22 protein-coding genes, 1 other RNA gene and 1 pseudogene are annotated in these 26212 nt (G+C 48.8%); 10 read left to right on the forward strand and 14 right to left on the reverse strand.

Translation table 11 applies throughout. The annotated features are described in order from the left end of the window. The first annotated feature begins 181 nt into the window (after positions 1–181). Positions 182–964 (forward strand): aquaporin Z, encoded by a 783-nt coding sequence (aqpZ, locus tag S7335_RS06075; RefSeq protein ID WP_369791687.1) that lies wholly within the window; start codon positions 182–184, stop codon positions 962–964. A gap of 164 nt (positions 965–1128) precedes the next feature. Here aqpZ and S7335_RS06080 read toward each other — a convergent pair whose 3' ends face one another. The 3 genes from S7335_RS06080 to S7335_RS06090 form a co-directional block, all read right to left on the reverse strand. Further along, positions 1129–1314, reverse strand: a complete 186-nt coding sequence (locus S7335_RS06080) for a hypothetical protein (protein WP_006456766.1) — start codon at positions 1312–1314, stop codon at positions 1129–1131. A gap of 552 nt (positions 1315–1866) precedes the next feature. After that, positions 1867–2328, reverse strand: coding sequence for a DUF6714 family protein (locus tag S7335_RS06085; protein ID WP_006453979.1), 462 nt, complete (start codon positions 2326–2328; stop codon positions 1867–1869). A gap of 159 nt (positions 2329–2487) precedes the next feature. Continuing rightward, positions 2488–2829, reverse strand: coding sequence for a hypothetical protein (locus tag S7335_RS06090; protein ID WP_038015744.1), 342 nt, complete (start codon positions 2827–2829; stop codon positions 2488–2490). A 168-nt stretch (positions 2830–2997) separates the two neighbouring features. On the opposite strand from S7335_RS06090, the gene S7335_RS06095 reads away from it, so the two are divergent. Both S7335_RS06095 and S7335_RS06100 read left to right on the forward strand, forming a co-directional pair. Beyond that, positions 2998–3321: a phasin family protein gene (locus tag S7335_RS06095; protein ID WP_006454847.1), complete on the forward strand. Its 324-nt coding sequence runs from the start codon at positions 2998–3000 to the stop codon at positions 3319–3321. A 160-nt stretch (positions 3322–3481) separates the two neighbouring features. Then, positions 3482–4054, forward strand: coding sequence for an FKBP-type peptidyl-prolyl cis-trans isomerase (locus tag S7335_RS06100; RefSeq protein ID WP_038017242.1), 573 nt, complete (start codon positions 3482–3484; stop codon positions 4052–4054). A gap of 143 nt (positions 4055–4197) precedes the next feature. On the opposite strand, the gene S7335_RS06105 is transcribed toward S7335_RS06100, so the two are convergent. The 5 genes from S7335_RS06105 to S7335_RS06125 all read right to left on the reverse strand — a co-directional run bounded on the left by S7335_RS06105 (position 4198) and on the right by S7335_RS06125 (position 9153). After that, complete coding sequence (locus S7335_RS06105) at positions 4198–5256, reverse strand: hypothetical protein (protein ID WP_006453482.1); 1059 nt, start codon at positions 5254–5256, stop codon at positions 4198–4200. A 234-nt stretch (positions 5257–5490) separates the two neighbouring features. Further along, a complete protein-coding gene (rnc, locus tag S7335_RS06110) occupies positions 5491–6282 on the reverse strand; it encodes a ribonuclease III (RefSeq protein ID WP_006455825.1) in 792 nt (263 codons plus the stop codon). Positions 6283–6315: 33 nt separating this feature from the next. After that, positions 6316–6725, reverse strand: an RNA gene (gene rnpB, locus S7335_RS26250) — RNase P RNA component class A. Between the two features lie 68 nt (positions 6726–6793). Continuing rightward, positions 6794–7717, reverse strand: a complete 924-nt coding sequence (locus tag S7335_RS06115; RefSeq protein ID WP_006454634.1) for a hypothetical protein — start codon at positions 7715–7717, stop codon at positions 6794–6796. Positions 7718–8274: 557 nt separating this feature from the next. Next, the gene (locus S7335_RS06125) at positions 8275–9153 is read right to left on the reverse strand and encodes a DNA adenine methylase (RefSeq protein ID WP_006454746.1); all 879 of its coding nucleotides are present in this window, start codon (positions 9151–9153) and stop codon (positions 8275–8277) included. A gap of 124 nt (positions 9154–9277) precedes the next feature. Here S7335_RS06125 and S7335_RS06130 point away from each other — a divergent pair, with 124 nt between their 5' ends. The 3 genes from S7335_RS06130 to S7335_RS06140 all read left to right on the forward strand — a co-directional run bounded on the left by S7335_RS06130 (position 9278) and on the right by S7335_RS06140 (position 11727). Then, positions 9278–9475 (forward strand): DUF751 family protein, encoded by a 198-nt coding sequence (locus S7335_RS06130; protein ID WP_006454837.1) that lies wholly within the window; start codon positions 9278–9280, stop codon positions 9473–9475. A 42-nt stretch (positions 9476–9517) separates the two neighbouring features. Beyond that, positions 9518–9922, forward strand: coding sequence for a 30S ribosome-binding factor RbfA (rbfA, locus tag S7335_RS06135; protein ID WP_038015751.1), 405 nt, complete (start codon positions 9518–9520; stop codon positions 9920–9922). Between the two features lie 101 nt (positions 9923–10023). Continuing rightward, on the forward strand, positions 10024–11727 hold the full coding sequence (locus S7335_RS06140; RefSeq protein WP_006454777.1) for a glycoside hydrolase family 3 N-terminal domain-containing protein: 1704 nt from the start codon (positions 10024–10026) through the stop codon (positions 11725–11727). Positions 11728–11834: 107 nt separating this feature from the next. Here S7335_RS06140 and S7335_RS06145 read toward each other — a convergent pair whose 3' ends face one another. Further along, positions 11835–13271: a sodium/glutamate symporter gene (locus S7335_RS06145; protein WP_006455888.1), complete on the reverse strand. Its 1437-nt coding sequence runs from the start codon at positions 13269–13271 to the stop codon at positions 11835–11837. Between the two features lie 273 nt (positions 13272–13544). Beyond that, the gene (locus tag S7335_RS06150) at positions 13545–15962 is read right to left on the reverse strand and encodes an ATP-binding cassette domain-containing protein (protein WP_006456892.1); all 2418 of its coding nucleotides are present in this window, start codon (positions 15960–15962) and stop codon (positions 13545–13547) included. 321 nt (positions 15963–16283) lie between these two features. Here S7335_RS06150 and S7335_RS06155 point away from each other — a divergent pair, with 321 nt between their 5' ends. Together S7335_RS06155 and S7335_RS26665 are read left to right on the forward strand one after the other, a co-directional pair. Continuing rightward, a complete protein-coding gene (locus S7335_RS06155; protein WP_006453720.1) occupies positions 16284–18209 on the forward strand; it encodes a serine/threonine protein kinase in 1926 nt (641 codons plus the stop codon). A gap of 67 nt (positions 18210–18276) precedes the next feature. Beyond that, positions 18277–19122, forward strand: coding sequence for a D-alanyl-D-alanine carboxypeptidase family protein (locus tag S7335_RS26665; protein WP_083785049.1), 846 nt, complete (start codon positions 18277–18279; stop codon positions 19120–19122). A gap of 70 nt (positions 19123–19192) precedes the next feature. On the opposite strand, the gene fabI is transcribed toward S7335_RS26665, so the two are convergent. Continuing rightward, complete coding sequence (gene fabI / locus S7335_RS06165; RefSeq protein WP_006455688.1) at positions 19193–19969, reverse strand: enoyl-ACP reductase FabI; 777 nt, start codon at positions 19967–19969, stop codon at positions 19193–19195. A 156-nt stretch (positions 19970–20125) separates the two neighbouring features. After that, on the reverse strand, positions 20126–23014 hold the full coding sequence (polA, locus tag S7335_RS06170; RefSeq protein ID WP_050765785.1) for a DNA polymerase I: 2889 nt from the start codon (positions 23012–23014) through the stop codon (positions 20126–20128). Between the two features lie 630 nt (positions 23015–23644). Here polA and S7335_RS06175 point away from each other — a divergent pair. Then, on the forward strand, positions 23645–24607 hold the full coding sequence (locus tag S7335_RS06175; protein ID WP_038015757.1) for a ribonuclease Z: 963 nt from the start codon (positions 23645–23647) through the stop codon (positions 24605–24607). Positions 24608–24758: 151 nt separating this feature from the next. Here S7335_RS06175 and S7335_RS06180 read toward each other — a convergent pair whose 3' ends face one another. Next, positions 24759–25193, reverse strand: coding sequence for a hypothetical protein (locus S7335_RS06180; protein ID WP_038015759.1), 435 nt, complete (start codon positions 25191–25193; stop codon positions 24759–24761). Positions 25194–25342: 149 nt separating this feature from the next. Continuing rightward, positions 25343–25915: a bifunctional adenosylcobinamide kinase/adenosylcobinamide-phosphate guanylyltransferase gene (gene cobU / locus S7335_RS06185; protein WP_006455793.1), complete on the reverse strand. Its 573-nt coding sequence runs from the start codon at positions 25913–25915 to the stop codon at positions 25343–25345. A gap of 115 nt (positions 25916–26030) precedes the next feature. On the opposite strand from cobU, the pseudogene S7335_RS06190 reads away from it, so the two are divergent. Beyond that, a pseudogene (locus S7335_RS06190) lies at positions 26031–26212 on the forward strand (30S ribosomal protein PSRP-3); the annotation flags it as partial.

Consider the following 26212-nt stretch of genomic DNA (forward strand, 5'->3'; position numbering starts at 1 on the left):
AGCTTTGTTAAGTTCTATTGGAATGTAGATCTACAGGTGCATTTAGTGGCGTTTGATACTTCTTGGTTGAAAGTATTGCTGTAGGCATCTTTGCCCATCAGATAGGATGCGTGATCGCCATGCAATATCTTCTTCAGCTCAACAAACAAGTAGGTTTCTGGAGTTTTAAACAATGTCCTTAGTGAAAAAGTGCATGGCTGAGGCCGTAGGCACGTTTTGGTTAGTCTTAGGGGGCTGCGGTAGTGCCGTATTAGCAGCTACTTTTGTCGGCGGAGAGATTGCCCCGAATGTTGCATTCCCACTGGGTCTTGGCTTTGTTGGCGTCTCCCTAGCGTTTGGTTTAACGGTTTTGACAATGGCCTATGCCATCGGCCACATCTCTGGGTGCCATCTAAACCCAGCCGTGTCTTTTGGATTATGGGCGGGCGGACGATTTCCGAGTAGTGAGCTGTTGCCCTACATCATTTCTCAAGTGATCGGCGCAATAGTCGGCGCTGGTATGGTCTATCTGATTGCTTCTGGTCAACCTGACTTTGGCGGTGGTAGCTTAGCTGCAAATGGCTATGGTGAACTATCCCCAGGCAGCTTCAGTCTATTCTCTTGCTTTCTGACTGAAGTTGTGATGACCTTCATGTTTTTGATCGTAATTTTGGGTTCAACAGACGGTCGTGCCCCTAAAGGATTTGCGCCAATTTCTATCGGTCTAGCGCTTACCCTTATCCACCTGATCAGCATTCCGGTCACTAATACATCTGTAAATCCAGCGCGAAGCCTTGGCCCTGCCTTATTTTCTGGAGCAGAGTATCTAGCTCAAGTATGGCTGTTTTGGGTTGCGCCTATCTTAGGAGCGCTGCTAGCAGGCTGGTTTTACAACGGCGTACTGGCTGCTGGCTACGAGCCTGATATTACTGGAGGAGTGCCTTCTGAGCAGCCAGTTGTGACGACTAGCAGACCCCGGCAGTAAGTCTGATAGCTTGGACAAGCAAAATTAGCGCTGACTAATTAGTCCTAACTAAAGAGAGCAACACTTTTTATAAGGAGGTGCTCTCTTTTTTTGTCTTACTTGCGTTAGCTCGACTGATATTACACCTTATGAACGATTTTTTCTTTGGACAAAGCTATGCCCGTCTATAGTTCATTGAGGCGATCACTAACAGCGTTTTGAGAAGGTTTAGTCGCTGAGCTGAACTTATCTACCAGGTTGAAAAAGAGATAGGGAGCGGCTAGAACGATCGCTAGTCCGGCAAGGTAGACGACAGCTTCTAAGGCGGAGGGCAGTTGAATGACATCGGTGATGGTTGTGTAGGCCAGCATAGTTTAGATGAGTGGTAGTTGGATTGGGTTAAACGCGCATGCGTTTTCGTATACGCGACAAAGTTCTAGTGTTTGTGATAGCACGACTTTCTGTAGCGATCGCACTTCTCGTATCGATTCTTAAGCTACAGAGCTAGCGATTGATCTGAACTGGGCTACTGAAACTGAGCTATTGCTCTTTGATAACTTTAATGACTACAGAAGGCTACGAAGATGTAGAGAAACCTTTTGTTCTAAACAGACAGAAGTGCTAACTCAATAGACCCATCTGTTCAATTAGCAAGCTCGATCATTGCTTACTTATCAGTGCGAACTTCACTCGCTTTAGAGAAACTTCAGTAATCTTTTCAACAGCAGAAACGCCACGTATCCCAAAGGCTGCCGATAACAAGCAGGCCATGACTCCAATTGCCAAACGATGAACCACTAGCCAGCACCGATTTTGGCGATAGGATTTATTCTGACTACAAACCTACATTGTGGCCTATCATCATATTGTTGCACTCATATTAAGTTGCCGAAGGTGTAAATGTGATTAGGAGCTTGTGATACCTAAATAGATTTCTCGATACCCATATTTGACCAAATCTCTATCGCTAGCAGCAATGCATCCGCATCTTGGTTTTGCTCAATTTCTTCGGCGCGGGTCTCTAGCAGATGTTCTAGTAAGCGCAAGACGAAACGACGCTGCTCGACTGAGAATGACTGCCAACGACGATTTCTATAACCTTCGTAGGTCAGATGAAATAGAAACTGGTCGAGGTAGTAGCTATCTGCCCGGCCTTCTATCGCTAGTCTGACTAAGCTGGGAAAGTAGTAGTGAAAGCCAGCATCGGTCACAAAACAAATTGCATCCCAGCCAGGAGGAAGGTCTTCGTGCGTTAGGCTCTCGCGGTCTCGGCTTTGAAGCAGCGCATCATGCTCAGCGCATTCACAGCAGTGCTGATAGTTGGTGAAGTGCTTTGGGCGAGCAGTAGCACTGAACAGATCGTGAGCAATAGCGATGTAGTCCATTGTCAAGAACAGAGTGGCTAGCCGGGATAAATGTGTCAGCGTGACGCACAGGCTCGTCGCAATATAAGGAAGTGAAAGCCTACTGTGGCTCGTTTAGCCGTGCAGCGGTTCGTAGGCGGGTGCTGGACTACGACGCTCGAATTTCACCGCACACCTAAGTCATAGAAGGGTGATGATCACACTGACAACGACTAGAACAATCATTCCTGCCCAAAATCGATTGATCTTCTGCCACCAGGGTACGGAATAGAGATCTTTTACACTTATTTCTGAAGGCGCGTTGATATCTTGGTAGAGGGTACAGGTCTTGGCGGTAGGACGCTTGGGGAAATTGCAAGTGTCGTCTGCTTCATAGGCACAGGTGTCGCACAAGAACGTCTCGCCTGTAGCCCTGTGAAGTGTTATTCCAGGGTGCCCGTGCGCTTTGAGAACGAGCTGGCAGTGAGGACAGTTGATAGCTGTTGGAGAAACTGTGCGATCGCATCGAGGACAAGTTGCCATAGTCGAAATTGCAGTTTTGCCAGGGTGAGTGGACAGGCGATATGTTTAGGGCAGATGAACCTTTTCCTACCTTGGGAGGCCTTACGGTAAACCGCCCGTCGCCGATAGACATAGTTTGCCAAAATAAAAGCGTACCTGTGTCTTTATTTTTGCCTTGGGAGATTACTTATGGATAGCTCTAATCTACTCAGACAGCTTTTGATGTTTGGCATTGGCACCACTTCGTTAGTGGCTGAACGGGTGAAGCAGATGAGCGAAGAGCTAGTCCGCGACGGCAAGCTAGATCCAGATCAGGCCAAGGGATTTGTCGATGACTTTATGACTCAATTCAATATTGATCAAGGCGCGCTAGAGAAGCAAATGCAAAGACAAGTGCGCAATATCATGCAAGATTTAGGTGTGCCCCGGCAGTCAGAGATGGACGAACTGCGTGGCAGACTTGATCGGTTAGAGCGGCAGATTCGAGACTTGGAAAACAAGCAGTGGCGATAAAAGGGATGTTAATAGCGAGCGTGATAGGCAAGGGGTAAAACGATAGCTGTTCATCTCTATCATATTTTTCTTAACCGCTATGATCGTTGCTGAGTAGTAGACTGCCAGTAGTAAACTTTCTAGCTTTTTGGATCAAGAAGAGCCTACCTATATTGAAATTATGCGAGAAATATTAATTAGCTTTGGCGTGGTAGTGGCTTGCTGCGCGGTACTGCTGGTCGCTCAATTTACCGGTGGTGATGGTGAGAGAGCAGTAGCAGATAGCGTTTCTAGTACGCCTGCGGGTGTAGAGCAATCAGAGACCTTAGTTGCTCAAAGTGCGAGCGATTTGTTAGAAAACGATACCCCAGAGGATGCGATGGCTGAAGATGCAATGGTGCCAGATGAAGAGGTAGTTACGACGGATTCTGGTTTGCAGTACGTAGTGATTGCCGAGGGTGATGGCGCGTCGCCACAGCCAGGCAATCGGGTGTTTGTCCATTATGTCGGTACGCTAGAAGACGGGACTAAGTTCGATAGTTCGCGCGATCGCGGCAAGCCGTTCAATTTCACTATTGGTCGCGGCCAGGTGATTAAAGGCTGGGATGAGGGCGTTGCTATGATGCAAGTCGGCGATAGACGTAAGCTGATTATTCCCCCTGATCTGGGCTATGGCGCTCGTGGTGCGGGGGGTGTGATTCCGCCAAACGCCACCTTAATCTTCGACGTAGAGCTGCTGAGGATCGGCAGCTAAATCAAGACTAGCTGCTACAGCTTTAGCAAAGAACATATATGAAACCCCTGAGCGTGCCAGATAAAGCTTTTGGCCTCAGGGGTTTTTGGTCCATTGAGCTATAGACATGTGATCTATAGACAAGTGCAGCGTTGGTTAAACCTCTAAACGATAGGAGAGTGATGACCACCGTGACTATCAAGCGGCGGCGCAGTTGGTGAAACCAGAGGATTCGTTTCTCCAAAGGCACCCTGCTCGCTAGGATTAACTGCGTTTACCCAAGCATGCATCATTTGGAAGGAGGGTAGGAGCATGACATTCGCATTAGCAATATCTTCAAATGCAAAGCCATTACCTGTTTCTAAGCCCCAAACAACTAGCTCATTGTTCGGATCGTTAAGCGTCGCTGCTGCGTATCTAGTGTAGAGTTCGTGAGGATTTAGATTTTGCTCAAAAGTAACTGTTTTCGGGTCTAGAGGATCGGGGTAATGAATGTATACCGCATCGTGCCGATGCCAGTTTTCCTTGTGCGGTGAAAGCAGCGGATCATCTTTGAACAGATCGGGTACACCCTCATACTCAGGAACTCCGAAATCTATTCTCTCATCTCCGTCCTGGGTTGAGGCAACAAAGTTGCTCCAGAGGTCATCTATATTGTCAGGCTGAACAAGATAGAAAACGCCTAGCACGTCTCTTTCTAGTAGGCTTTCTCCGCCAGAGGGCTCGACGTTCAGGCCGATATAGTCCATGTGGGTTAGATCTTCTTTGGGCTTCGAAAGTGCCCGTGCTATGCGAGATGGGTTGACCCAATGTTCTCCATGACCCTGAAACGCTGGTGTAAAAGCACCATAGCCTTCTAAAATTGCTCTTGGAAAACCAACTTCTGAAAGAAAAGGTCTAACATCCCTATAAAGCTCTGATAGCTGTAAGTCAAGCTCAGAAGATTTCTGTCCAAAAGCTGCGAGCGTGGCTCTAACATCAAACCTGTCGACGCTTCCATCCGCATTGACATCAAAGATGGCCTGTTCACCGACTAGTGGCCTGAAGAACCTATGAAACTGGATTGCGAATATATCCTGAAAGTTGACAATGCCATCTCCGTTAAAATCTGGACGCGATAAGATTGGAGGAGCTTGAAAGGGGTTTAAGAGTGTAGATGAGGTCGTATCGAGATTTCTAATAACTGACTCTGCTGAGAAGTCTGGTATAAATAGTGTTTTCATTTCTTTTTCTCCAATAGGCAGAAAATTTCTTATGTGTTTTTGTTTGTTATGAAGGCGATCGCACCTTGATCTCTCTATTCTAATACTGTAGAAAGAAGGATTTGGGAGATGTTAAAAACTGTTGAACCCATTAGAGAAAACTTCACCAAAGAAGCATGTTGTCACCTAACTGCAGCAACCTCAGTCCTCAACTGAGGCATTGCTGATAGCTACTCGCCATTTCCTCAAAAGATTCTATTCTCGAGCTTCTTCGATGGTCTGCTCGAGTGCGTTGAAGGCAATTCTGGCAGCGGCTTGCTCAGCCATTTTCATCGATCGACCCTTGCCAGTGCCCCATAGCTTATCTTGAAACCAGGCTTCGGCCTGAAAGCGTTCTTCATCACCATGTATCTGACTGATTTCGCTTACTTTATAGGTAGGTAGTGACTTGTAGTGAGATTGAGTCAGCTCTTGCAGCGCGGCTTTGTAGTTCTGTCTAGCTGGGTCGCTACGTAAGGACTGAGTGAGCCGCGCGAAATGAGGATCTAACCAAGGACGAATTAGGCTGAGGTTGCCTGCACTGAGGTATAGCGCGCCAAGGATGGCTTCGAAGGTGTCCGCCAGTCGCGAATCGGTTCCAGCTTTGTCTCCGGCTGCGCTTTTGGACAAAATCAGGTAGCGGCGCAGGTGATAGCGTTTAGCAAGGGTGGCAAGGGTGCGATCGCTAACAATTTGTGATCGCACTGCTGACATATCTCCCAACGCCATCTGCGGATAGCGCTCCATCAGGAACTCTGCCGCTGCCAAGCGGAGTGCTGCATCTCCTAGAAACTCTAGCTTTTCATTGTTCTGGGTAGCTGAGCTAGAAATATCAACCAGCGCTAGCTCTAAAAGCTCTAACCGAACATCCGCTGCGCTAATTCCTAAAGCTGTGAGTAACGCCTCTATATCATTTGAGTTGCCGTTACTTGAAGCGTTGCTATCATCTGGAACATCGCTAGTCGCACCAAGCTTAGTCCGTTCTAGAGTAGTGCGTTTTCTAGCCATAGAAAGTAGATCGCAGGGGGTTGGTCAAAAAAGATCTAGAGCTGGACCTAAGCCGGGTTCTGTTCTCGATAGAAGCAAGACAAAAGCTCACTTCTAAGAGGTGGTTATCTATCTGGGACGCCTGTTACCAAACGCCTCTAGCGGCACACTTAAAGCGGAGCCGGTAAAAAGCCAACCGTTGCTCCTTCGGCCTTGCACCCAACCGGGGTTTACCTGGCCAGCACCTCTCGATGCTGCCGGTGCGCTCTTACCGCACCCTTGCACCCTTACCTGTAAAAGTTTCCTTCCCATCGGCGGTATGTTTCTGTGGCACTCTCCTCACGGTCACCCGCACTGGGGATTACCCAGCAAGTTCGACTTTTCGGGAGCCCGGACTTTCCTCAGAGCCAGAAGCAGAGATTTTTAAAACTCTACTCTTGCCCCGCAACCACTGAGCCAGCTCTAGAGCACTAGTGTATCGCTATTTTATGGCCTTCTACTAGTCAAGATAGTCCAGACTATTTGGTCTAGACTATCTCTCCCAAAACCAGCTACGCGTCCGTTGTCTGTTGCGGCCAGTCCGTCTGAGCACCCATCGCAAGGGCGGCAGCGCAATTTGATCAGGTTTGAACTCTAGCTGGAAGCTAAAAGGAATCAGTAAGTTGATTAGCTCAGTGTCTTGAGCAGTAGCATTCTTTATCCCTACCATCAAATCGAGCTGATAAAGCGGCTGTATATTGTTAGAGTCTGTTGTTGAATTCGTAAGCTTTGATTGGGCTAGACGATCTTCTAAGTTGACTAAGGGTTTGATTAGTTTCATCTGGCCGCTCTTGGCATCGTAGATATAGTTGCTTTCGATTGTGACTTCTGAGGTAACTGCTTGCCCTGGATTGACGACGCTATGAACCTGCGCTTGTGAAAGGTCTCTGAGCATATTGGGGATGCTGCGAACGACTCGGTGGCCTTGCTTTAGCATCTCTAGAGAGCTGTTGTCCCAGTTGATGTAAGTTTGTAGGCTAGCAGTCCTGTTATCAACTGTCACAGACAAATACAGCAACGGCGGTTTAATTGGTTGCTGACCCGTGGGTTTCACCCGAATTTCAATTTTTGGATGGAGCATGGATGCGATCGCCCGGTTATCCAAACCTATCTTCCTAAGGTCAGCTAGCTGTGATGGGTCCATCTTCGATGCATCAGGTGCATCACCAACCAGCAGACAAAGCACCGGAAATCTGACTTCGCTGTCATTAGAGCTTCTTTCTTCAACAACTGCCTTGATTTTGTTAGAACGTACTTTTTCTTGGAAAGAAAGCTGTGTTTGCGTCTGCTCTGCCAAAAGATCCTTATCTAAATGGATAATCACTTTATCCTCTAGCCGATCTTCTAAAGAGAGTGCCATCTGGTAGAGGACGTAAATCACGACCAAAAAGTAAACAGTTAGAAGAAATGCATCCATAGTGGCCGCAAAGATTCCTATTAAAAGCCATGAGAAGAAGGCAGCAACAATTCTTCAGTAAACTGCCATCAAGCTTACATGGGTTCTGCCAGAATGCTTAGCCTCACATCGATTCTGCATTCTATAACAAGGCGCGAGTTGTCGCGGAGACCGAATCCCTACCTGACTTACGCTTAGAGCGCCATTAAAGCACTATTGGAATCCTCAAGTGCGGTCAATACTCTGACAATTTGAAGATATTTTGTTTACAGTGATAGGTGCTAAGAAGAATACTTAAACAGTTGTTTCAGTTGAGTTTGTTGCTTGATGAGTTTCTAAGATCTTTCTCTAGCTATGAAAGATATAACAACTGTGAGTCTTTATTTCCTAAGCAGATGTTTTTCTCTAAGACAAGAAACATAGTATATCTCTTGGCAAACATCGTCTTCTCTAATGCAACGCTGATTTATACAAGTTTGGACAGGGCTGATGCAGACTTGCTCAATGCCCAAGTAGTGAATACGCCTATCAGTATCGGAGGGAGCTACGGTCAGTAGCGTTACCTTATCCGGCGAACCTTATCTAGCGATCAGGACTTCTGTAATTTTGCCGCGCTTGCTTGCTTTAGAGTTGATTGAGCGGGCGGCGGTGATAGTGTGAATCTTGAATCCTGTGTACAGCTCGCGAATGAAGGGACAATCGGAGTTAGAGGCGAGTACCTGTACTCCTTTAGTCGCGAGCTGGCCAATAGTGTCTCTTAGCGCAATTTGCTGTTCGGTGGCGAAGCGATCGCGGCTGTAGGCAGTGAACTTGCTAGTTTCACTGAGCGGATGATAGGGCGGATCGAAGTAAACAAAATCCTGACTATCTTGGGCTTGCTCGGCTATATGAGTGAATGACTGCTCTGAAATATCAGCAATTTGTAACGCAGCTGAGGCCGCTCGGAGCAAGTTGGGTACGCAAATTTTGGGACTTTTGTAGCGGCCCACAGGAACGTTGAACTTTCCTTTTGAATTTTCTCGATACAGGCCGTTGTAGCAGGTTTTGTTCAGATAGATGAACCGGGCAGCGCGAGCGATCGGCTCAGTTTCGATAGCGGCGCGGACATGGTAATAATAGCTCTCGCTGTGCTGCTGTTGATGAATGGCTAGTTGATGAATCAGATTGGCTACCTGGTCGCGCACGCACCGGTACACATTGATCAGTTCAGGGTTAAGATCGCTAAGGTACGCCCGTTTCCCTTTCGCATGCAGCTCGGAAGCTAAATGAAAGAACAGAGCGCCGCCGCCTAGAAACGGCTCGTGATAGCGCTGAAAATCTACGGGTAAAAAGGGCTGGTATTGTTCTATTAGGCGAGATTTTCCGCCTGCCCACTTCAGGAAAGGACGAGACGCTGCGACTAGATGAGATCCTGGTGCTGAGGAGTTGATAGTTGAAGCGGCAAGAGGCGGTGTCATAGATGAACTCTATTGAAGATGCCACCTCGATCAAGACAGCAGCAATAATACTTGCGGTAGGATAATGACTAGTCACTCTAGTTCAGCGTAACCTGTTTTTTCTGCTCCTTATTCTTTCGCTATTATGCAAGAGTTTTTTGACAACGTATCGCGCTATCCTCGCTATCTAATTAGCTTCTCGCTGGGTATATTCTACAACGCGATCGCGCCGCTCATTCCTTTGCTCAAGCGACCCACTACTGCGATCGCTCTAATTAGCGCTGTCATCGCCTCTTTCATTGGCCTTAGTTTCATACTTAGAGCGATGCTGGGTTTGACATAGCATCAGCATCTGTTCCTTGCTTAATTATCCTTTCAATTCAATATGGCAACTAGTAGACGAGTCGCAAAGGTCTCAGCCTCCATTAAGCGTGAAGTCAGCCAAATGCTGCTAAACGACATCAAAGATGACCGCGTTGGTGCTGGTATGGTCAGTATCACCGATGTAGACGTTGCTGGAGACTTGCAGCATGCCAAGATTTTCGTCAGCATCTATGGCACTGACGAAGCTAAAGCAGAGACCATGGCAGGATTAAAAGCGGCTGAGGGCTATGTGCGTCGCCAGCTAGGCCAAAGAATGAAGCTACGCCGCACGCCGGAAGTCACTTTCAAAGAAGATCGATCTTTTGATCTAGCCACCAATGTCTTGAATGTGCTCAACCAAATTAGCGCCGAGCGCAAAGCTGGAGATTCTATCGACGCTCAAGAGCTAGGTAACACTGAACCCTAATAGTTACTGAATGTGCTTTGTCGTGGGTCAGGTGCTTGGATGTTATCAACCCTAGCGATCACCTACAGCTGGTAGGATGTTCGCAAAAAATATAGACTGCGATGCTCTCTTCTCGTTTGCCTAGCCCAGATACGCTGACTCTTAAAGAACAAGTGGCGCAGATGATAGTTGTACGTACAACAGGCCATCTGTTCGATCATGAGGTGGAATATCCGCAGTGGGAGGCTACGAATGCGAAGCTGCAACGCTATCTCTCGCTAGGCGTTGGCGGCGTTATCTTATTAGGGGGAAGTGCCGCAGAAATAGGCATACGCACGCAAGAACTACAGTCTTGGGCAAAGTATCCGCTACTGATGGCAGCAGATATTGAGGAAGGGGTGGGCCAAAGGTTTAGTGGTGCGACCTGGTTTGCGCCACCGATGGCATTGGGTGAGATTGCCAAGAAGGACCTGGACTTGGCGCTTCAATTATCAAAGCGGATGGGAGCAGCGATCGCACAGGAGGCCGCCGCCATTGGCCTGAACTGGCTGCTAGGTCCAGTGGTGGATGTGAATAACAACCTGGATAACCCAGTTATTAACGTGCGAGCGTTCGGCGAGAAAGCGAATGTCGTCGCGAAGCTAACTGGCTCATTTATCGAAGGAACCCAGTCTAGAAAAGATAGCGCGTCGGTGTTGACCTCAGCGAAGCATTTTCCTGGACACGGTGATACAGATATGGATTCGCACTTGGGTCTGCCTGTTATTAACCACGATTTTGAACGATTGCAGGCACTAGAACTGGTGCCCTTTGAACAGGCGATCGCATCAGGTGTAGATAGCATCATGACCGGCCATCTCCAGCTTCCCAAAGTGGATTCAACCTATCCATCTACCCTATCGAAGGTAATGCTCTCTGGTCTGCTACGGCAGGATATGGGCTTTGGTGGTTTGATTGTGACCGATGCGCTAGTGATGGGCGGAATAACTCAGCAGTATGGTGAGAATGAGGCGGCTGTGCTAGCGGTAGAAGCCGGAGCGGATGTGGTGTTGATGCCTAGAGATGTCGAAGGGGCGATCGCCTCGATTTGTAACGCAGTCAACAGCGGGCGGATTCCGGCTAGTGCGATTCTTCAGTCCGTAGAGCGAATCTGGCGAGCCAAGCATAAGATTGCCGATCTGATGGTGACTGACGGCATGTCTCGCCATGCGTGGCAGCATCAGTCGGTGCCGCCTGTGCAGATAGAACAAATTGCTACTAAAGAGGCGCGATCGCTTGCGGCAGAAATTCTGCAAGCCTCACAGCAAGTAAACAACGCGCCGAGCCAGTCGCTTGCTCAGGCGATCAGTCCACCCCTAATTCCAGGACAAAACTTAGTTCTGGTGGACGACTTGCTGCACTGCCGATTTTTAGATCGAACAGCACCGGCTATTGCGTTGCCAGCCAGCCAGGGTTACGAACTGACGTTGATCGATAGTCGAAGTGCAAATACGAAGAACTTACGCACAGATGCGACGACGTTGGTACAGCTATTTATTAGAGGTAATCCGTTTCGTAGTGGAAGGGGGCTAAGTGCGATCGCCTTCGACCTTATCCAAGCATTAGGCAGCAATGTGCAGGCAGTTGTGCTCTATGGCAGCCCATACGTGTGGAAAGATATTCAGGCTCTGTTGCCAAATGAAACGCCCTGTGTATTTACGTACGGGCAGATGAAGATGGCACAGGTGATCGCGCTGCAGCCGCTTCTGGCTCCAAACAGTGCTTCAAACAGCGAGACAACCGAACATATCAAGGCTGCCGCCATCAATAGCGCTTTCACAGATTGAGTTGAGTAAAATTTGCAGCTTGTCTCCCAATGTTGTGAAAAACAAAATCGATAGGAGCAGCGATCACCGCTCCTATCGGTTCTAAAACTTATTTAGCCGTAGACAGCCTATCGATTAGCACCCGCTGCACGCTTGTCCTGACGTACCAGAAAGAGTCCAGCCACTATCCAAAACACCAGCAACCCGGCTGTGATCAGCAGCGTTGTAGTCAGTCCAAAGCTTGCGATCAAAGCAGGCGAGGCGGCGGTAAAGAGTCCACCGCCTACAATCGGCTCAAAGAAGAGCTGCTTGTAAGCAAAACTCTCAAACGCACCGGAGCGATTTTCTGGATCCACCATACGCATTAGTAAAATGCCAGTTGCGGTCACACCCATCGACTGGCCCAAATCACCAATGCCCTTCTCGAACCAATAGTCTGGGAAGAGACGAGGTGCAAACCATAGGAAGAAGGCAATATTCCAGGCGATGCCAAGTATGCTCAAGGTCAAGAAGATACCTAGGTTGCCACCCAGCACCTGTAGAGAGATAGACGCTAGCGCTGTGACGACAACAACATCTAGCGCTGTACCCGCAATATTTTTGGTGAGTCGTGGAATGACTAAAGCATCTAAATTCAACCGCACCATAATCAACTGAACGAGGATGCCGCCGATGAGTGCCATTGGAAACAGCGGTATGTACTCCATCACCGTAAAGCCAGTGCTCGCCCAGGTAAGATTTTCTATTAGAATCAGTGCTTGCTGGATTAGCCAGCCAAAGATAACAGCGATACCTACAAATCCGAAATTGAGAGAGAGCGGGTCAATTAACAGGCCACGGGTAAGGTGGGCTCGCCGTTCTCTGACTCGTTCATTGTCATCGTGCGACAGTTGAGGCACGTCATCTTCTGTGTCCTCGGGAGCCCTAGAGACCGAGATGTGCTGCTTTTTGCGAGCCCAGTCTGCCAACAAGGTTCCCGAAATGATCCCAGTGACAATACCGACAGTTGCTAACCCTAAAGCCAGGTCCGCACCTTCCTCAAACCCTAAGTCTGCAAATGTCGAAGCCATGCCGCCAGCGGTGCCATGTCCTCCTTCAAACCCAATTTCAATTAGCGCTCCTGAGATTGGGTTCGCATCGAATAGCGGAATGAGAATAAACAGGGTGGCAAGAATACCAACAACGTACTGTCCCCAAGCCAAAGATTGACCAAAGACCACCTGGGGGGCAGCCCTACGCCAAATTTGCTTTGGGCTAGGGATAGTTTCTCCTAAGAAAAGTGCAGCAAAAACAATGTTGATAAAGATGCCTGGTGATGAAGACCAGGTTTCACGGATAGGTTCAGAAAACAGACCTTCAGAGAGGAAAGCACCTTCTCCAGCAACCGCAGTCGTGATTGCGCCTAATACTTGCGGACCTAGCAACAGCGCTAGTACGCCAGCAACAATTGACTCCGGTAGATAGAGCCGTTGAATCCATCCAACCTTTTGTTTGATTATTCGGCCTGCTAGGATTAGTAGCGCAATCCAAATGAAGGCGAAGAAAATATCTCGAAGTGTGAGCATAGTGACAGCGCCAGAGTGACAGTTATCTCATGAGGGAGAAATCAGTACCTAGGCAACAATTCTCCTCTTGATAACTAGGTATTTACTCTGAAAAGGCGCTGAAGTAAAGTAAAAACGCTAACGGTTCTATGAAACTCATTCTTTTGAACGCAAAAGAATCATCCCTATGACTCTGTCAGCTACTACCTTTGGCATACAGCTAGGACTTGAGAAGCTAGATAGAGGAGCTGAGATTTGAGTCCTCAAATCCGAGAGTAATGAGCTGTTAGGGCACTACAAAATATCTTTCTGCTTCTGTTGCCACAAGCTAGCGCTTAGGTATACCAAACTATGGACACATAAGATTCCCCAGTTCAGCATCAGGTTTTCCCACGTGGCCTCATAGGTGGCGGTACTTTCAAAGATAGAGACCATTCCGCTGACAGGTTCAGGTGCCATCTGATTGACATCTAAGCTTGCGGCATAGGCTCCAATTGACCAGCGGCTGATCATAATCCAAGAGACGATTCTCGAAGCACCTTCTAATTTGAACAGGATGCCGGAAAAGACAATCTGAGGAATGAGGATTAGCGGTAGGGTGCTGTTTGCCTGGGTTGGGTTGCTGACAAAAGCAGAAATCATCAAGCCTAGGCTGGTACTCGCTAATAGCGTCAGAAAACTGGTTACTAGTAAGCCGAGGCTCCACGGTAGTAAGTCGGGCTGGGGTGCTTCAAAGCTGAGGAGAATAACTAGAACGAGTAGAGCAGTTTGGACGATGGCAAGTCCGGCGTGGATAGAGAATTTGGAGCTTAGATAAGGAATGAGGCGAAGATTGACCAGACGCTCTCGCAGGTAGATATTGGCTTCTTTGACGATGGTTTGGGCGGTGCCAGAAAGTCCGACCCAGATGGTGGCGCAGGTGAAGACGAACAATACCTGCAAAGCCAATGGCCCCTGGGCTGGATCCACAGGGCTAGGCGGTTCGGCCAGCGGATCTTCTGCTTGAAGGGCTAGGCGGATAAGCAATACCCCAATAGGTCCAGTTAAAAAGAGTAGGAGTAGACTGAATCGATCGCGTCCCACCAGTTTCAAATATCGCCGCCCCAGAATTAGCCACTGCCGCCAAGAAGACATCTTCTGTCTCTTGGGTTTCTCGGACTGGGTTGGATTGTTGGCGGTGCTCAGAACCGATTGAACATATTGCGTATAATCTGGCGAATGTTTGAACTTTTGCGACCAGTATTGAACATTTTTAGCACGTTCTTCATCGCTGTTTCCTTCGTCGAGCTTGATATAGATATCGGCAAAATACTTGAAATCGGCTTCGGGAGCTTCGAAAAAAGTCATTGCCGCTTTGGGTGGGCCAAAGTAACAAAGCTGGCCGCCACTACCCATAAAAACAATGCGATCGCACACCTCTAGATTAGAGGTCGCGTGCGTTACCAATACAATGGTTCGACCCTGATCAGCCAACTCTCGTAAAAGTGCCATCATCTTTTTGTCTAATCCTGGATCGAGTCCTGATGTTGGCTCATCGAGAAAGAACAACTTTGGATTTGCTAGCAGCTCTACGGCGATACTGACTCGCTTCCTTTGGCCACCGCTAAGCTGCGAGATGAGGGTATGTCGAACGTGACTAAGTTTGACTTGTTCTAGGGTGCGAGTGACCGCTGCTGGAATATCTGTATCAGGTGGCAAGCGCAATTCGCAGGCATAGGAGAGAACTTCTTCTACCGTGAGATTGTAATGAACAATATCGTCTTGGGGGACATAGCCAATTTCGGCGCGGTATAGATCGAAGTTCTGGCGTAGGTCATCCCCGTTTAAGAGCACTGTGCCGGAGGTTGTAGGGGCAATGCCTAGCAGCGTTTTCATCAGCGTTGACTTGCCTGCACCGCTACCACCGACGATCGCCACTAACTGTCCTGGCTCAATAGCGAGAGAAACATCATTGAGAATTGTTTTCTGTGTCTTGGCATAGTTCACGCTGCGCACTAGATTCAACGCATCTAGGCGAAGCTGATCGCCTCGGTCGAATATCTCTAGGACTTCATTACGCAGCAGCAGCGTGAATGGACCAATTTGAATAATGTCTCCGTCTTGTAAGGCGTAAGGCTGGGTGAGGCGATGGCGATTGACATAGGTGCCGTTGGTGCTGCGATCGCGTAAAACATACCTCGGCCCTTCTCGCTGGATCGACGCATGATAGCGAGAGACCGAAGGCGCATCTAGCGTCATTGTCACCGCATTAGTGACTGCTGCAGGCTCACGACCTAGTGCTACCGTCGCATCTAGCTCTCGCAAGGTTACTTTCATCTGTCTGGGCTCTGCGGTGATCGGCGCGCTCGGCTGCACAACATAATTCATCAAAATCATGTTCTGGGGATTCTGACCAATCTGAAACTGGACATTCTTACGTAGAACCATTCCTGGCTGCATCGTCACCCGCGTATGACTGATAAACAGACCGTTGGTACTCGGTTTCGAGTGTCCATCACCATCTTGAATACGGTAGTACTTATCCTCTTTCGTAAAAACGATATGCCGCCCAGAAATCACGCCCCAGCCCTGAGAAGGCACTACTAGATCTGCCCAAATGCTATCTCTACCTAGACGGTGAACCGATTGGGTTAGGTCAAATCGCAGCGTCTGCTTACGATTATTTAGTTCGATATAAGGCCCAGCAAGCAGCGTAGTAGATGAATGATCCATACCTAAGTCGGTTTTGTTGTGTCAGCAAGAGGAAGATAGAAAAGCGCTAAGTTGAAGCCGGTGTAAATGAGAAAGAAAGAGATTAGATGAATAGATGCGTTATCTCTAGAAAAATGTAAACAGTAAAGAGGAGTGTATCTTTACCTAGATTTTTGATTGTTGTGGAGGAAAAAGCCATTACAATTCATCAAAAGTAGCGTCTTGTTAGCAGCCTATGGTCAGGGTGAGGTTGCTAGGTGGGTATACATATTTTGTAGGTGTAGATATCTCCGAAACGATATCGCTTTACTTATCCGACTCTGTTTGTAGGAGATGACTTCGATGTCTTCAGAGGATTTGCCAGAGAACGTTACCGAAGAACGACTAGGTGATACACCTCTAATTTTGCTTAGCAATCGGTATCGGGTGCTCAATGTACTAGGTGATGGCGGCTTCGGTAAGACTTTTCTGGTAGAAGATACGCATATGCCGTCAAATCGGCGATGCGTGCTCAAGCAGCTCAAGCCAGTGCACGAGAAGCCTGAAATAGCACAGATGGTGAAGGACCGCTTTGAAAGAGAGGCGGCGACGCTTGAGCATCTAGGAGAGGCACACGATCAAATTCCGCGGCTGTATGCTTATTTTCAGGAGGGCGGCGAGTTTTACCTGGTAGAAGAATGGGTAGAGGGCGTGACGCTTACTCAAAAGGTGCAGCGCGAAGGACCGCAGAGTGAGAAGACGGTGCAGGCGGTGGTGGCAAATTTACTGGGTGCGATCGCCTACATCCACAGCCAAAAGATGGTTCACCGCGATATCAAACCGGACAACATTATTCTTAGAGCTAGAGATGGCAAGCCGGTCCTGATCGACTTTGGTGCGGTCAAAGAAACTATGAAAACCGTCATCAACAGCGGTGAACAAAGCACGCACTCTATTGTGGTAGGTACTCCTGGCTATATGCCCAGCGAACAGATGTCGGGTCGCCCCATCTATGCCAGCGACATCTATAGCCTGGGAATGAGCGCTATCTACATGCTCACTGGCAAGATTCCGCAGGAGTTGATGACTAATCCACAAACTGGTTCATTGGACTGGAGAGAATATGCACCGACTGTCAGTAACGGATTCGCCAACTTTCTAGACTGTGCTACCCACGTCAGCCCGCAGAGCCGTTTTGCCACCGTGCAAGATATGCAGTCCGTGCTCAATACGCTGATGATGAGTCAGATGGGTACTGAGATGTCTGCGCCAACTGCTGGGCAGACCACTAGCGCCTCTCATTCGACTCAAACAGTAGTCTCCTCAGCGCCGTTTGTGCCTACCCCAGCCACGACGCACCCGACTATCTCTGATACTATCGCTGTCTCGCCGCTTGGCTCTAACACCACTGGTCAACCTGGCTCTATGCCCTATCCAAGTGGCTCCTACCCCAGCGCGCCATACCAAAGTGCCCCTTATCCAGTAACCAATCAGATGCCCTCGCAGGGGTCTTCCCAATCGTCTTCTCAATGGAAAGGGGCAGTGATTGTTGGCGGAATGGTAGGCTTTAGCATCTTGATAGGGGCGCTGGTCGTCACCCAGCAGATACCTGGTTTTTCTAATCGAGAGGATGACACTGCTGATACGGTCGTAGAAGCAATAGACGAAACATCTACCCCAGATGAGACATCAGATGAGACATCTACCCCAGACGAGCCGCCTGCACCTACGCCTGCACCCGTCGCACCTCCCACTGCAGCGCCTACACCTGCTCCTCCGGCTGCGGCTCCGAATGCGAACGGTTCTGTCGTTGGACAAACAGGGAGTAAAAATGTACGAGCAGGGGCTGGGACTAACTTTGCAGTTGTTGATACGGTGCAGGTGGGCGATCGCATCCGAGTTGTGAATCGGACAAATGATGCTGGTGGCTTTCCCTGGTACCAGATTCTGACGCCTTCTGGCGCACAAGGGTGGATTGCTGGACAGCTAATTCAGATTGATGGTGATGCCGCACCGCCTTCTACTCCGACGCCTCAGCCACCACCTAGTCCGACGCCAACTCCTGTCGATCGAACCAATGCAACCATCGTCAGTACAGAAGCAGGCAGTAAGAATATTCGCTCTGGGCCAGGAACTAATTATTCAGTTCGGCATATTGCCTATCCAGGCGATCGCATTATCATTCAAACCAGCTCTACCGACTCAGGTGGCTACACCTGGTACAAAGTCACTTTTCCAAAGTCGGGCGCGGAAGGGTGGATTGCTGCTCAACTAGTCCAGCGAGACTAGCATAGAGCTAGAGTTCTTGCAGCTAAGATTTTCCATTCTCTCGTCGTGCGATCGCTCGAAGTCTGTCATGCTCTCAAAGTTGTTTCACTTCCTGCCTAACCGCTATCGTCAGCTACTGATTGCTACGGCTACGGCAGTTGCCATTCCGCTGATCGGACTAGCAGTCTATTTCACCTTTCCACAGCCACCGGAACCGGCTGCTACAACACCTTCAGCAGAAACGAGCGCAGAGCCAGAGAGCGCTTCTAAGCTAACAATCACCCCGATTCAGACTGACGCTGAGCCCGTTAGTCCGACGCCCGCTACAGATAGTGATGCGCTAACAGCTATCGAGAACCCACCGCAGATAGAAGAGTACGCAGCTCAATACGACAACCCGCTAGATACTAAATTCAACCACTTTCCCTACGACGAAGCCTACGGCGAAGATATTGTATCGATCGGGAAGTTTACCCGAGAGTCTTATGAACGCGAAGAATATCTGCACTACGAAGCCGCCGATGCCTTTGAAGCGATGAAAGCGGCCGCTGCTGCCGACGCTATCAAGCTTCAGGCAATCTCTGGCTTTCGAACCATTGCTCGCCAGGCGGATCTGTTCGAGGCACAAGTGGCCAAGCTCGGTAGCGAAGCCGCCGCCGCCAAACTCAGCGCTCCTCCTGGGCACAGCGAACACCACACGGGCTATGCCGTCGATATTGGCGATGTCACTCTGCCCGAGACCGACATTACCTATGAATTTGAGTCCACGCCTGCCTATAGCTGGCTGCTGGCTAACGCTGGGCGCTTTGGCTTTGAGCTGTCTTTTCCTAGAGACAATCAGCAAGGCGTCAGCTTCGAGCCCTGGCACTGGCGCTATGTCGGTTCTGAGAACGCTCAAAAGGTCTTCTCAGCACAAGATCAATTTCTACCCTAGATCCGTAGAATCGGGTTTTGGCTCTGCTTAACCTTAAGTGGTCAAAACCTTGAGTACTCAGAATTTGGCATCACATGCCCATCGTCGCGTAACCAGAATCTACGTAGATTACCTGTCCGGTAATGCCGCTAGATAGGTCGCTGCATAAGAACGCAGCCGTATTACCAACTTCTATCTGGGTCACAGTTCGTCGTAGGGGGGCGGTGTCTTCGACGTGATGGATCATATCGAGGATGCCGCCAATAGCTGAGGAGGCTAGCGTTCGGATCGGACCAGCCGAAATGCCATTGACCCGAATATTTTGCGGACCAAGATCAGCAGCAAGGTAGCGAACGCTCATCTCTAGCGCGGCTTTGGCTACACCCATGACGTTGTAGTTGGGTACGACGCGCACGCCGCCTAGATAGGTCAAGGTGACGATGCTGCCGCCTTCTGGCATCAGGTCTTTGGCACCTTGAGCTAGGCGAGTGAGGGAATAGGCGCTAACGCTAAGGGCCAAGTCAAATCCAGCGCGAGACGTATCGCTAAAAGCTCCGGTGAGATCGTCGCGGTTGGCGAAGGCTAGACAGTGGATCAAGATATCGAAGCTGCCCCACTTGTCTTTGATAGTGCTAAAAAGTGTGTTGACCTGCTCATCGTCTTGAACGTTGCAAGGAAGAAACAGACTGGGGTTAAGCGGTTCGGTGAGGTCGCGAACTTTCTTCTCAGCACGGCCTTTTTCATCAGGGAGATAGGTGACGCCAATCTCTGCACCGGCTGCGTGGAGCTGTTGGGCAATTCCCCAAGCAATCGAGCGATTGTTGGCGATGCCGGTGACAAGGGCTTTCTTTCCGGTCAGATCTAGCATGACTCTTTATCTAATACTTATGTTGAATGCGCTTTAGGAGCATACTGAAAAAAGGGGCTCACCCGATAGAGGCTGGCCATATCGTTACTGCTTCGCTGCTCTGTGTATGACAGCTCCTAAGTTTCGATTTGACGGCTCTAACTGCTCTAGTACGCTTTACTTTGCCTCCATCCAGTTCTTTCCAGCCTGCGCTTCTACCTTCAAAGGGACCGCCAAAGAAACCGCATCTTCCATGGTCTGCTCAATTTTTGGCTGCAATTCTTCCCATTCATCCGGTGGTACTTCGAAGATTAGCTCGTCATGCACCTGCAATAGCATGTTTGCCTGATAGCCCTTGAGCAGCTCGTGCAAACGAATCATTGCGACCTTGATAATATCGGCACTAGAACCCTGGATAGGCGCATTAGCGGCGGCTCTAAGTAAGCCAGCATCATAGCCGTTCGTCCGCAAGCTGCTTAGATCAATTTTCGTAGGGTCTGTTCCTTTGAGAGCTTGCAAGCTACGGGTCGTGAAGTTGAAATACCGGCGGCGTCCAGCAATGGTTTTGACGTATCCGTATGCGATCGCCTCTCGCTGCATCTGTTGCAGATACTCGAACACATTTGGATAGCGCTGGTTAAATCGATCAATAAACGTCTTCGCATCTAGTCGATGAATATCCATCTCACGCGCGAAGCGAGCCGCGCCCATGCCATAGATCACACCGAAGTTGATGACTTTCGCCATACGTCGTTCCTCGACGGTGATCTCGTCTTTGTCTTTGTCAAATAGCAGTGTCGCCGTTAGCCTATGAACGTCTTCATCCTCTCTGTAGGTCTTGATCAAGATCGGCTCTTCGCTCAGATGCGCTAGGATTCGCAGCTCAATCTGAGAATAGTCTGCTGCAACTAGCTGCCACCCCTCTTTCGGTAAAAAAGCCTGACGAATCTGGCGACTAAAGGCCGTGCGCGTTGGGATATTTTGTAAGTTGGGATTAGAAGAAGACAGCCGACCTGTAGTAGTGATAGCCTGATTGAAATCGGTATGTACGCGGCCCGTGTTTGGTCTAATCAAAGCTGGTAAGGCATCTACATAGGTCGACTTTAGCTTCGATAGCGTGCGATATTCCACCACGCTATCGACAACGGGATGATCGCCTTGGAGCTTTTCCAAGGTTGCTGCGTCAGTCGAGTAGCCAGTTTTGTTCTTACGAGATTTGCGCTTATCGAGTCCGAGCTTTTCAAAAAATAGTTCGCTAAGCTGCTTGGGCGAGCCGAGATTAAACTCTTCTCCGGCTGCGTCATAGGCCGCTTTCTCGATACCTGCTAAGTCGCTTTCTAATTGTTTAGAAAATTGGTTTAGATACGCTTTGTCGATTCGGATGCCAGTGGCTTCCATCTTGGCTAGAACAGGTTCGACCGGCAACTCTACCTCTGTATAGAGCGTTGCCAGATCAGGAACTTCTTGAAGATCGGCTTTTAGTAAGGGTACTAGTCGATAGGTCGTATGAACGTCGCTGCCGCAGTATTGGGCGACTTCTGCGATCGCAACTTCCCCAATCGTCTTTCCTTTTGGAACCAAATCCGTATAGCTAACCGTTGTCAGCTCTAGATATCTCAGGGCTAGGTCCGACAGGTTATGACTATTTTCAGGATTGAGCACATAGCTAGCGAGCATTGGATCGAACACCACGCCCGTTAGTGACACGCCTGCTCGCCGTAGCACCAAGCGATCATACTTCGCATTCTGAAATACCTTTGGATACTGCTGATCTTCTAATATTGGCTTGAGCGCACTCAGCACAGTCTCCATGCTGAGCTGCTCTCCTGCCGTATGCCCTACCGGAATGTAGGCCAGAGCCGTCGGCCCCTCTCCCCAGCAGCAGCCGATGCCGACTAGATCAGCTTCTAGCGGATCAATTGAATTTGTCTCCGTATCCCAGGCCACTGGCTGCTTAGTATCAGTGTGAGCCTTCAGCGTTTTAGCCAACTTTTTCAACTGCTCATCGGTTGTCACCACCATCGGCTGAATAGATACGGAATCTAGTCCCATACTGGTAACAGCGTCTGTCTCTTCTGCGCTAAAGAACGCTAAATCTGGATCTTCAAAATCATCTGGAAAATCGCTTGGAACCGGAGCCGCCTTCGGTCTTGGCTGATAGTCAGACTCACCGCCAAAAGACGCCTGTAACTTACTCAATCGGTTGACAAAATGTTGAAGCTCCAATTGCTTCAGGGCCGGAATCACATCTTCAGGATTGAATCCCTCTAGCTTGCAGGTTTCCAGATCTGTTTCTAGAGGTACGTCCGTCTTGATCTTTGCTAGCTGCTTCGATTGGGCGGCATCTTCTTTACCTGTTTCCAACCGCTTCTTCACTGCCCCTTTCAGCTCGTCAATCGAAGCGTAGATCGTTTCCAAATCGCCGTAGGTGTCTAGAAGCTTGACCGCCGTTTTCTTCCCGATACCCTTGACCCCCGGAATGTTATCTGAGGTATCACCACAGAGCGCCTTATAGTCAACGACCTGAGAGGGCAATATGGAGAGCTTTTCGAGGACTTCAGCGTTGCCATACTCTTTAGTCGTGCTGGTCTTGCTGCCAAAGGTGGTGCTTAGATACATCACCTTGATTGCCTCTTCAGGATCGATTAGCTGAAAAAGGTCTTGGTCCCCACTTAAGATCTTGACGCGGTAGCCCTTTCCCTTCGCCCGCACCGCTAACGTACCGATCATATCGTCGGCCTCGTAGCCAGGCAGGGAAAAGATAGGGAGCTGAAAGGCACTTAATAGCGCTTTTAGGTTCTCAACATCTTCAGTAAATTCCTCTGGAGTTTCAGCGCGCCCAGCCTTATAAGTGTCTGTGATTTCGTGTCGAAACGTTGGTTCTGACAGGTCAAAGGTGATGGCTGCGTAGTCTGGCTTTTGCGCTTCGAGGTTGTCCATTAAGGACTTCAAAAAGCCAAAACAGACACTCGTCGGAATCCCGGTAGAGGTTCTAAGGCCCCCATCGCGACTACGGGCAAATGCGTAGTAAGAGCGAAAGGCCAGCGAATGCCCATCTACGAGCATGATTAAAGGCTTATCAGAAGAACTCAAAGCAACATCAGAAGAGCGACCCGTTTATTATCAGTCTTTATTTCATTCCTGTGTTAACAAAACTGCGTCAATAAAAAAGCACTTAGAGTGCTCTAAGTGCTTTTGATCGATTTCTAGTTGATGTTCTCTTAAGGAAGAGGAAGCTCGACTGCGTACTCCCATACGACAGTGCGGACAAGAAAACTCTGGGATTAGCGGTAGCTGACCAGATAATCAGACTAAGCTAATCGGACTAAAGTAAGAGACCTTGTTATGCTCCGAGAGATAGTGTATCAACAATTACCGTTTTTCTGGTAACAAATCTTCATCGTTTTGAATAAGCGCTGGTGGCTTTACAAGCTGGGTGCATTCGGTTTGGTTCGAGACATCGTCCTAGAACTCTCTGGTTCAGGCTGTTTCAGCGGGTTATCAGCTTTGTGATGTGGTGATAGAACGCTTTGTAGTCGTGATTGAATAACAGTGATCGCTGACATACGCTAGGTAAGGAATGACGAATGTAGAATGGTCAAAGACTAGTCAAACATGCGAAGGAAGATCTAAATCAAACCTTATTCCCAATATCTCTGCCAATATAGATAAGGTTTATTAAACGGCTTTAGAGCTTTGCAGATTACTTTTTTAGGAACCAGCTCAGGGGTCCCAACCCGGTCTCGTAACGTATCTAGTGTCGCCTTGCGTCTGCCGCAAAGAGCAGAGGTCTGGCTATTCGACTGTGGGGAAAGTACCCAGCATCAGTTTCTAAGGAGCGATTTTAAGTCCAGTCAAATTCGCCGAATCTTTGTTACTCATATGCATGGTGACCATATCTTTGGGTTGCCAGGTCTACTTGCGAGCTGCGGTATGGCGGGTACTGGGCAACAGCAAATCGACATTTACGGTCCACCTGATCTAGGTAAGTACTTAGAGTCCTGCCGCCGCTATTCCAAAACACAATCTTCCTACCCTATCAAGGTTCACATCACTGAACCTGGTACTGTCTATGAAGACGAGGACTACAAAGTCATTTGTCAAAAGTTAAAGCATCGCATCCCGGCCCACGGTTATCGGGTCGAAGAAAAAGACCGTATAGGCCACTTTGATGTGAGGCGAGCAGCTACGCTAGGCATTCCGCCTGGTCCCCTCTACGGCAAGCTCAAACGCGGCGAAGTGATCACGCTCGCTGACGGTCGCAAGGTAAATGGCGTAGACCTTTGCGGTCCCACTATTCTGGGACGTAAATTTGCTTACTGTACCGATACGGTTTTCTGTGAGAGCGCTATTGAGCTAGCAAGTCAAGTAGACGTTTTAGTTCACGAAGCGACCTTTGCTCATCAAGATGCCGAACTAGCCTACCAGCGTATGCACTCTACCTCTACTATGGCAGCACAGGTCGCTTTAGCTGCCCAGGTAAAGCAGCTAATCATGACTCACTTTAGTCCTCGATATGCTCCTGGGAATGCCATAGAGCTTGATGACTTGCTTGCAGAGGCTAAGGCAATCTTCCCAAATACGCTAATGGCCAAAGACTTTCTCATCTATGACATTGTGCGACAAGGTAAGAAAGTCCAAGAAAAAGTAGCTGTTTAGCCATTCTGCTCGGATACGTGATGCTGGATATCACTGCAAGGTCTAGGACTACACTACCTGGTGTCTCCTCTTAGCACGCGAATATTCCTAAATTGTCAGTCAGTTTAGCCACCTGCTAGTCAGTTTGAACATTCGTCGGTTTGAACATTAGTCAGTCAGTTTGAACGCTATGCCCTTTAGACACCATACGCTGCTTAATCTGATTGAGTCGAGCCTGGCTATCAATTGGTAGCCGCGGCTGGGGAACTTCCTCATTGGGCCAATCGGCTAGATCATGGCATGGACAGGTGAACGGATTGATAACGACTTCTGGTGTTGGAACGAGCATGCTGCAGCGGGCGCAGCTAGCCATTTCCCATCCTGGGGAAAGCAGTTCGGCAATACTTTGATCGGTTCCTTTTAGGTAGCAATCTGTGCCTTCTTGATTCAGAATCTTTGTCCAGCAGTCTTCGAACTCGCTACTGAAGTGATCGCCTTGAAGGACTGTCTTTGGCTTACAAACGATCTGATCATCAGCAGTGACAACCGGCTTACCTAGCTGTAACCAATAGGCCAAATATCTTTTGACTTGGAGTGGGGAGGCCATTAATTCGTCGATAAGGAATAGTAACTGACTGAGAAAAGCTGATGTAAAAAGAGGGCTAACAGTGCGTAGATTCTAGCTTTAGTATCTACACAGCTTTCGTTTTCGCTCAAAATAATTAAGAATTTACTAAGTCACTTTGTTTGTTGCCGCTACTTCTGGTGAGCAGGCCCCTCCACAGGGGTGCCTAGCTGTTTGAGGTTGATGGCATAGCCACTTGTCACTAGATAGACCTCAGTAGAAAACTGAGCGATCACACGATTGAGATTACCTAGGCGATCGCGAAACCTCCTTCCCAGCTCGTAGGCAGGCACTATTCCCCACCCGGTTTCTTCTGCTACTAAAATCACCTCTGAGTCCGTCTGTTTCAACGCCTCTATCAGCGCTATCTGCGACTTTTCCCAGCTAGCATCATCTTGTTCGATGAGATTGGCTAGCCAAGTGCCCAACGAATCTACAAGCAAGCAAGATTGAGGGTTAAGGCGATCACTAGATAAGATTGCCTCTGCTAATGCAATTGGTACCTCTTGCGTTTGCCATGATATGGGACGGCGGGTGCGGTGTTGATCTATGCGCGATCGCCACTCTGTATCGTTCAATGTCGTTTTGGCCGTTGCGATATACACCACTTGCCGATTGTTGCGTGCGGCATCTCGAGCGGCGAGTTGCTCGGCCCATTCGCTTTTCCCAGAGCGACTAGGACCGGTGATCAGTGTAATAGACATTCTGTGAATATTAGGGGATATTTGAGAGAGATATATCCCCAACCCATGCTAAAGTAAAAGACTGTAGTTATGCAGTTACGTCCTTAGTAGGAAAGCTGCAATTGGAGGTTTTCGCTTGGAGTCTGTCGAGTCTACGGCTGCTACGCCTGAATCGGATGCCCGATTCATATTAAAAGTGCTTTGGTTAGATAAAGACGTTGCCCTGGCAGTCGATCAGGTCGTGGGCAAAGGCACTAGTCCGCTAACGTCCTATTTTTTCTGGCCTCGTAACGATGCGTGGGAACAGTTAAAAACAGA

The organism is Synechococcus sp. PCC 7335 (assembly GCF_000155595.1).
Lineage (GTDB): Bacteria > Cyanobacteriota > Cyanobacteriia > Phormidesmidales > Phormidesmidaceae > Phormidesmis.

What these genes read in the sequence shown, in the direction of transcription:
- rbfA (WP_038015751.1), top strand. Translation starts at nt 9,518, where the DNA reads ATGGCAACTAGTAGACGAGTCGCAAAGGTCTCAGCCTCCATTAAGCGT.
- S7335_RS06155 (WP_006453720.1), top strand. Translation starts at nt 16,284, where the DNA reads ATGTCTTCAGAGGATTTGCCAGAGAACGTTACCGAAGAACGACTAGGT.
- cobU (WP_006455793.1), bottom strand. Translation starts at nt 25,915, where the DNA reads ATGTCTATTACACTGATCACCGGTCCTAGTCGCTCTGGGAAAAGCGAA.
- S7335_RS06115 (WP_006454634.1), bottom strand. Translation starts at nt 7,717, where the DNA reads ATGGATGCATTTCTTCTAACTGTTTACTTTTTGGTCGTGATTTACGTC.
- S7335_RS06125 (WP_006454746.1), bottom strand. Translation starts at nt 9,153, where the DNA reads ATGACACCGCCTCTTGCCGCTTCAACTATCAACTCCTCAGCACCAGGA.
- S7335_RS06180 (WP_038015759.1), bottom strand. Translation starts at nt 25,193, where the DNA reads ATGGCCTCCCCACTCCAAGTCAAAAGATATTTGGCCTATTGGTTACAG.
- S7335_RS06130 (WP_006454837.1), top strand. Translation starts at nt 9,278, where the DNA reads ATGCAAGAGTTTTTTGACAACGTATCGCGCTATCCTCGCTATCTAATT.
- S7335_RS06085 (WP_006453979.1), bottom strand. Translation starts at nt 2,328, where the DNA reads ATGGACTACATCGCTATTGCTCACGATCTGTTCAGTGCTACTGCTCGC.
- rnc (WP_006455825.1), bottom strand. Translation starts at nt 6,282, where the DNA reads ATGGCTAGAAAACGCACTACTCTAGAACGGACTAAGCTTGGTGCGACT.
- S7335_RS06145 (WP_006455888.1), bottom strand. Translation starts at nt 13,271, where the DNA reads ATGCTCACACTTCGAGATATTTTCTTCGCCTTCATTTGGATTGCGCTA.
- fabI (WP_006455688.1), bottom strand. Translation starts at nt 19,969, where the DNA reads ATGCTAGATCTGACCGGAAAGAAAGCCCTTGTCACCGGCATCGCCAAC.
- polA (WP_050765785.1), bottom strand. Translation starts at nt 23,014, where the DNA reads ATGCTCGTAGATGGGCATTCGCTGGCCTTTCGCTCTTACTACGCATTT.
- S7335_RS06150 (WP_006456892.1), bottom strand. Translation starts at nt 15,962, where the DNA reads ATGGATCATTCATCTACTACGCTGCTTGCTGGGCCTTATATCGAACTA.
- S7335_RS06080 (WP_006456766.1), bottom strand. Translation starts at nt 1,314, where the DNA reads ATGCTGGCCTACACAACCATCACCGATGTCATTCAACTGCCCTCCGCC.
- S7335_RS06105 (WP_006453482.1), bottom strand. Translation starts at nt 5,256, where the DNA reads ATGAAAACACTATTTATACCAGACTTCTCAGCAGAGTCAGTTATTAGA.
- S7335_RS06095 (WP_006454847.1), top strand. Translation starts at nt 2,998, where the DNA reads ATGGATAGCTCTAATCTACTCAGACAGCTTTTGATGTTTGGCATTGGC.
- S7335_RS06100 (WP_038017242.1), top strand. Translation starts at nt 3,482, where the DNA reads ATGCGAGAAATATTAATTAGCTTTGGCGTGGTAGTGGCTTGCTGCGCG.
- S7335_RS06090 (WP_038015744.1), bottom strand. Translation starts at nt 2,829, where the DNA reads ATGGCAACTTGTCCTCGATGCGATCGCACAGTTTCTCCAACAGCTATC.
- S7335_RS06140 (WP_006454777.1), top strand. Translation starts at nt 10,024, where the DNA reads ATGCTCTCTTCTCGTTTGCCTAGCCCAGATACGCTGACTCTTAAAGAA.
- S7335_RS26665 (WP_083785049.1), top strand. Translation starts at nt 18,277, where the DNA reads ATGCTCTCAAAGTTGTTTCACTTCCTGCCTAACCGCTATCGTCAGCTA.